Origin of the sequence: uncultured Thiodictyon sp. (genome assembly GCF_903828115.1) — a bacterium.
Taxonomy (GTDB): Bacteria; Pseudomonadota; Gammaproteobacteria; order Chromatiales; family Chromatiaceae; genus Thiodictyon.
The window spans coordinates 1-6051 of record NZ_CAIKKU010000214.1 but is presented as its reverse complement, the minus strand read 5'-3'; the positions used below and the strand labels follow the sequence as shown (position 1 = coordinate 6051).

Here is a 6051-nt window from a genome sequence, read left to right as displayed (position 1 = left end):
GTCGTTGTCGTAATCGTAATCGAAGAAGCGATGCCATTTGGTGTTCGAGAGAATCCAAGGCACTACGATAACCTCGATTACGACAACGACAACGACAACGACGCCAACAGCACTCGCTACTGGACGTGCTTAACTTATTGGTGAACCGTTCCCTATTTCCCCGAGCCGCTGACTATGCCGAAGATCAATGTTACCGAGGTGGTCCTGCGCGACGCCCACCAGTCGCTGTTGGCGACGCGCCTGCGCCTGGAGGACATGCTGCCCATCTGTCCCAAACTCGACGCCATCGGCTATTGGTCCCTGGAGTGCTGGGGCGGGGCCACCTTCGATGCCTGCGTGCGCTTCCTCAAGGAGGACCCCTGGGAGCGGCTGGGCAAGTTCCGCGAGGCCCTGCCCAAGACCCGGCTGCAGATGCTCCTGCGCGGGCAGAATCTGGTCGGCTACCGCCACTACTCGGACGATGTGGTGCGCGCCTTCGTGCGGCGGGCCGCCGCCTACGGCATGGACGTCTTCCGGATCTTCGATGCGCTCAATGACCTGCGCAACATCAGGACGGCGGTCGAGGCGACCAAGGCGGCGGGCAAGCACGCCCAGGGCACCATCTGCTATACGCAAAGCCCGGTCCACGACCTCGCGGGCTTCGTGGGGATGGGCAAGGAACTGGCGCAGATGGGCTGCGACTCCATCGCCTTGAAGGATATGGCGGGACTCCTGACGCCCTATGTCACCGCCGAGCTGGTCCGGGCCCTGAAGGACACCCTCGACCTGCCGCTGCACCTGCACTCCCACGCCACCTCGGGCCTGGCGGAGATGTGTCACCTGAAGGCGATCGAGAACGGCTGCGATACGATTGATACCGCCATCTCGTCGCTGGCCGGCGGGACCTCCCATCCGCCCACCGAGAGCATGGTCGCGGCGCTGCGCGGCACCCGGTATGACACCGGCCTGAATCTGGAGCTGATCCAGCAGGTCGGCATCTATTTCTATCAGGTGCGCAAGCGCTACCACCAGTTCGAGAGCGAGTTCACCGGGGTCGACACCCGGGTCCAGGTCAATCAGGTACCGGGCGGCATGATCTCCAACCTGGCCCACCAATTGAAGGAGCAGCAGGCCCTGGAGCGCATGTCCGCGGTGCTGGAGGAGATCCCCCGCGTCCGCAAGGACCTGGGCTACCCGCCATTGGTGACACCCACGTCCCAAATCGTCGGCACCCAGGCGGTCATCAATGTCCTGACCGACCAGCGCTACCAGACCATCACCAATGAGGTGAAGCTCTATCTCCAGGGTCGCTACGGCCGCGCCCCGGGGCCGGTGAACCCCACCCTGCAACAGCAGGCGATCGGCAACGAGGACCTCGTGGAGTGCCGGCCCGCGGACCTGCTGCCGCCTGAACTGGAGCGGCTCACACAGGCCATCGGCGTGCTCGCCCTGACCGATGACGACGTCCTGACCTACGCCATGTTCCCGGAGGTCGGGCGCGCCTTCCTCACCCAGCGCGCGGCCGGGACCCTGCAACCGGAGCCCCTGGAGCCCCCGCCGGGCCCCGCCGCCACCGAGCACGCACCCACCGAGTTCAACATCGCCGTCCATGGCGAGACCTATCACGTCAAGGTCACGGGCGCCGGACAAAAGGGCCAGACCGACCGGCACTTCTATCTCTCCATCGACGGCGTGCCCGAGGAGGTGGTGGTCGAGACCCTGGACCAAGTGGTCCTGACCGGCGGGGCCCAGGGGGCGATCAAGAAGGCGATCCGCGGCCGCCGGCCCAAGCCCGACAAGCCGGGCCAGGTCACCACCGCCATGCCCGGCAACATCGTCGATGTGCTGGTCAAGGAGGGGGCAAGTGTGACCGCCGGCCAACCGGTCCTGGTCGCCGAGGCGATGAAGATGGAAACCGAGATCCAGGCCCCCATCGCCGGGACCGTGAGCGCGGTCTATGTCATCAAGGGGGACGCGGTGAATCCGGATGAGGTACTGCTGGAGATTACGCCGGACTGAACCGGCGTAACAGCGCCAACGATGGGTTTCGCTGCGCTCTACCCATCCCGCATCGTGGGAGCGGCCCCCCGGCCACGACGCCTTGTCGCGAGCCTCAACCTAGAAAGAGCAGTTCTCACACAGAGACACAAAGAACACAAAGATTTTCAACCCGATATGTAGGTCAAGGAGGTCACCCGCGCGGTGATCGGCCCACCGTCTTCCATGATTTGTTTTTCTTTGTGTTCTTTGTGTCTTTGTGTGAGTAATTCCCGGACTTAGGCTCAAGGGACCCCTTTCAGGGACGGGCCGCGGGACTCCCCTGCGCGGCCTGCCAACCGCCGCCCAAGGCCTTGATCAGGCCCACGCTGGCCGTGAGGCGCCGGCCCAGGATGTCCAGGGCGGTACGCGCGTTGGCGAGTTGGGCGGCCTGGGCCGTGACCACGTTCAGATAGCTCACGGTGCCCGCCTTGTATTGGTTGAGGCTCAGTTGCGCGGCGCGGCGGCTGGCCTCGACCGCGGCCTCCTGGGCGAGCGCCTCCTGGGCGAGGATGTGCAGCGCCGAGAGGTTGTCCTCGACCTCCCGCAGGGCAACCAGCACGCTCTGGCGGTAGGCGGCCACGCTGGCGTCATAGGCGGCGACGGCCTGGGCGCTCTGGGCGCGGCGCAGACCGGCGTCGAACAGCGGCCCGGCCAGGGTCGGACCCACGGACCAATAGCGGGTGCCGGCGGAGAGCAGCTTGGAGAAGTCGGTGCTCTGGTAGCCCAGGGTGGCCGAGAGGCTCAGGGTCGGGAAGTAGGCGGCGCGGGCGACCCCGATCTGGGCATTCGCGGCGGCGACCCGCCGCTCGGCGCTCGCGATGTCGGGCCGGCGCTCCAGCAGGGTCGAAGGCAGGCCGGCGGGGATGACCGGCAGGCTGGCCGGCGGGTCCGCCGGGGCGAGCGCCAGGTCCGCCGGCGGCCGGCCGATCAGCACGGCGATGGCGTGCTCGAGCTGCGCGCGTCGGACCCCCAGGTCGATGGCCTGGGCCTGGGTCGTCTTCAGTTGGGCCTCGGCCAAAGCCACGTCGACCTGGGCGACGACCCCGGCCGCGTAGCGGTTTTGGGTAATCGTCAGGGCCCGCGCGTAGGCCGCGACGGTCTCGTTGAGCAGCCGCTGTTGGGCATCCAGCACCCGCAGCAGGAAATAGTCCTGGGCCAGGGTCGCCTGGGCGCTCAAGCGTACCGACTCCAGGTCGGCCGCGCTCGCCTGCGCACTCGCCCGGCTGGATTCGACCTGACGCGCCACCTTGCCCCAGAGGTCGATCTCCCAGGGCAGGCTGAGCCCGATGTTCTCGGTGGTCTCGGGGGCGCGGCGGCCCACCGACACCGGCACGCTCCCGCTGCCGATGGTCGACTGGGAGCGGATCACCGAGGCACTGCCGGAGAGGCTGGGGAAGAGCCCGGCGCGGGCCTGCTGCACCAGCGTCTGGGCCTCGCGCAGCTTGGCCGCGGCGGCGGCCAGGTCCTGGTTGGAGACCTCGACCTGGACCAGGAGCGCGGTAAGCGGCGGGTCGCCGAAGACCTCCCACCAGGGCCCCCGCGGCACCTGGTCCTGGGGCGTGGCGGGCTTCCAGTTGGCGTCCGCCTTATAGGCGGCCGGGACCTGCGCGCTCGGGCGCACATAGTCCGGCCCCAGGTTGCAGGCCGCCGTCAGGGCCGCCGCGCCGAGGGCCAGGGTCCGCAGCAGCCGATGCCTGCCCGCGGCCTTGGTCATGGTTCCGGCCAGCCGCGGCGCCGACCCGCGGGAGTCCAAGGCTTCAGCCTTGGATCGGCAGGCCAAGGCTGAAGCCTTGGACTCCAGGCGGATAAAGACCTCGGTAAAGTGCATTGCAACCCTGATGAGCGAGGCCGTGCGTCAGACCCGTGCGTGTAGCGCAGATTCTAAGCCGAAGCGCGGATCGATGCGTCCGCCGCGAGCGGCCGGGATGCGCCCGGTCCGCACGGAGCGACCGATGGCCACGGAGCCGCCCGTAGGGTCCGCTGCGCGGACCAACGGCATCGCAGGTCCCTGGATGGCCGGAGCAACCCCCGACACGGTAACGCTTGAAGGCCCCAAAAACATTGAGAAACTTTGCGTCTTTGCGTCTTTGCGTGAAACAAATGCTTCTTCCAGGATCAAGCGCCTCGACCGAATCACCCTCTGGATATGAATCTGTCCCCGACTTGCCGTTCCCCGCGCACGCGACGGGGACGCCGACCTTCGCCGCGCAAGAAACCGAGTCGCATCTGTCTAGTACCATAATTAGAGAATCGGTCTAGCACGCCCAACACCGACAGCCGTCTAAGCACACTGGAACGAGGGAGGAGATCGCGGCCTGGGCGGTCGGCGGGCCGGTTCGAGCGCCGACCCGCCGTCATGGATCGGCCTGGGGCCTGTGCCGACTCGATCGTGCCCGAACGACGATGGCGGGCTGCCCTGGGGCACTGCGGCGTCTTGGCCAGCGGGCAGCGAGCGCCGTCGTACTTGATTTGTTAAGCTGTTGTTACGGAGAAAAACATATTTTTCCTGGTGGCTTGACGGGTTGCGGGGCGTGCGCTAGGCTTTTGAGGACTGAGGCGGGGGAGCGGGGGGAGACCGGGCTCGGGAAAGCAGTGAAATCTTGAACTAGACAGAATCTGTCTAACTCGCCCAACACCGCCGTCAGTCTAAGAAAACAGTTAGGCTTGGCAAGCTCGACATCCTGGAGTCTTAATGGAATTTTTGGTTATTAATAAGACTTTGCAGCCGCCAAAGGTATCGCGGATAGTGACCTCAAGTGTCTGCGAGTTGCAAGACTCACTAAACAAGGCCGGGGTTTCCGATTTCTCTGCATACCTCAACATCTCCGACGCTGCACTGTCGGAGATGTTCGCCAGAATCGATTCCCTGGAAAACCGTATTTCACTTCTCGAAACGGAACCTGAGAAGCCCGCCGCCATCTTACCTTTGGTTGCGAGAGTCGGACAAATTGAATCGCGCAGCACCAACAGCGACCCACCTGCCACGGACTCGGGACAGAAAGTAACGATAGCATCGGAGAGAAAAGAGGGTATTATTATCTTCGTAGCCGCATTACTGCTCTTGTTTTTTGTAACGGTCTTCGCAGATTGGCAATACGGCTTTTCTTCTGCGAAATTCGGGGTGGAATGGTTTTCCTACGAAGAGGGACCTTATGGCTATGATGTTTATCCGCTGAGCTTCAAGTACACCACGGGCTTATTTGTATTGGCACCACTCGCCGTTTATGGGCTCTTGCGTGCCCTGGGAATATTGAAACGCTTGTTTGCGTTTGAGGCTCATCTTTCCAAAATAGTACCATCTTCAGATGACTCATAGGCCGCGGGGACAACATGCGAAAATGGCTCCTTTTACGATATGTCTTGCTGTTTCTGATAATACCCGTACCGCTGTATTTTTCATTTTTTCTTTTCGTTGTGACCAAAGATCCTGGTTGGGCTACTCATCTTGGCACATTTGGGGACAGCTTCGGCGCTCTAAATGCTCTTTTTACGGGCCTAACCTTTTCCGGGCTCGTGATCACGATACTGCTGCAAGGCGACGCACTTGCAGTACAAAAGGAAGATTTATTGGAAAGCCGCCGACAATTTAAGCGCTCCGCAGACGCCCAGGACAAGGACAGCGCGGCTTACGGCATTTACCCAACTAATTGCTGAATACGATCAAAATATCAAGGCATTGGAAATCGAACTCTTGGCTAGCCGGAGCAACCAACCACCAACCCCGAGCAAGATCCTTTTTGATACCGTTTCTCCTGTGTCCTACACAGAGCATTTAACTGCCGAGCTAGATAAGGTCAGAGAAAAGAGGAGGCGTATGATCGTAGAACTGGAGACATTTCTCCACATGTAGGAGGAGAAAGCGGGCGAGCCTCAATTATGAACCCAGACAATGGCCTCCGGCGTAGGGACTCCGGTTGCCCGGAGCCCCCGCCACAGACCCGGACGTGCAGTTTTCCCGCATCCGGTTCCTCGGTCGTACTCGCTTTCGCGCGAGCGCGAGGTTTCACGCAAACACCAGTTCGTGTTGCAAGC

Annotated in this window: 4 protein-coding genes; 3 read left to right on the top strand and 1 reads right to left on the bottom strand. The window is 63.0% G+C overall.

The features are described from left to right. Nucleotides 1–174 precede the first annotated feature (174 nt). A complete protein-coding gene (gene oadA / locus QZY48_RS07775) occupies nucleotides 175–1998 on the top strand; it encodes a sodium-extruding oxaloacetate decarboxylase subunit alpha (protein WP_295429816.1) in 1824 nt (607 codons plus the stop codon). Between the two features lie 277 nt (nucleotides 1999–2275). Here the strand turns inward: oadA and QZY48_RS07770 are convergent, their stop codons facing one another. Further along, a complete protein-coding gene (locus QZY48_RS07770) occupies nucleotides 2276–3847 on the bottom strand; it encodes an efflux transporter outer membrane subunit (protein ID WP_295429814.1) in 1572 nt (523 codons plus the stop codon). An 864-nt stretch (nucleotides 3848–4711) separates the two neighbouring features. Here QZY48_RS07770 and QZY48_RS07765 point away from each other — a divergent pair. Then, nucleotides 4712–5335: a hypothetical protein gene (locus QZY48_RS07765; protein WP_295429812.1), complete on the top strand. Its 624-nt coding sequence runs from the start codon at nucleotides 4712–4714 to the stop codon at nucleotides 5333–5335. A 44-nt stretch (nucleotides 5336–5379) separates the two neighbouring features. Continuing rightward, on the top strand, nucleotides 5380–5673 hold the full coding sequence (locus QZY48_RS07760) for a hypothetical protein (protein WP_295429810.1): 294 nt from the start codon (nucleotides 5380–5382) through the stop codon (nucleotides 5671–5673). Nucleotides 5674–6051: the final 378 nt, after the last annotated feature.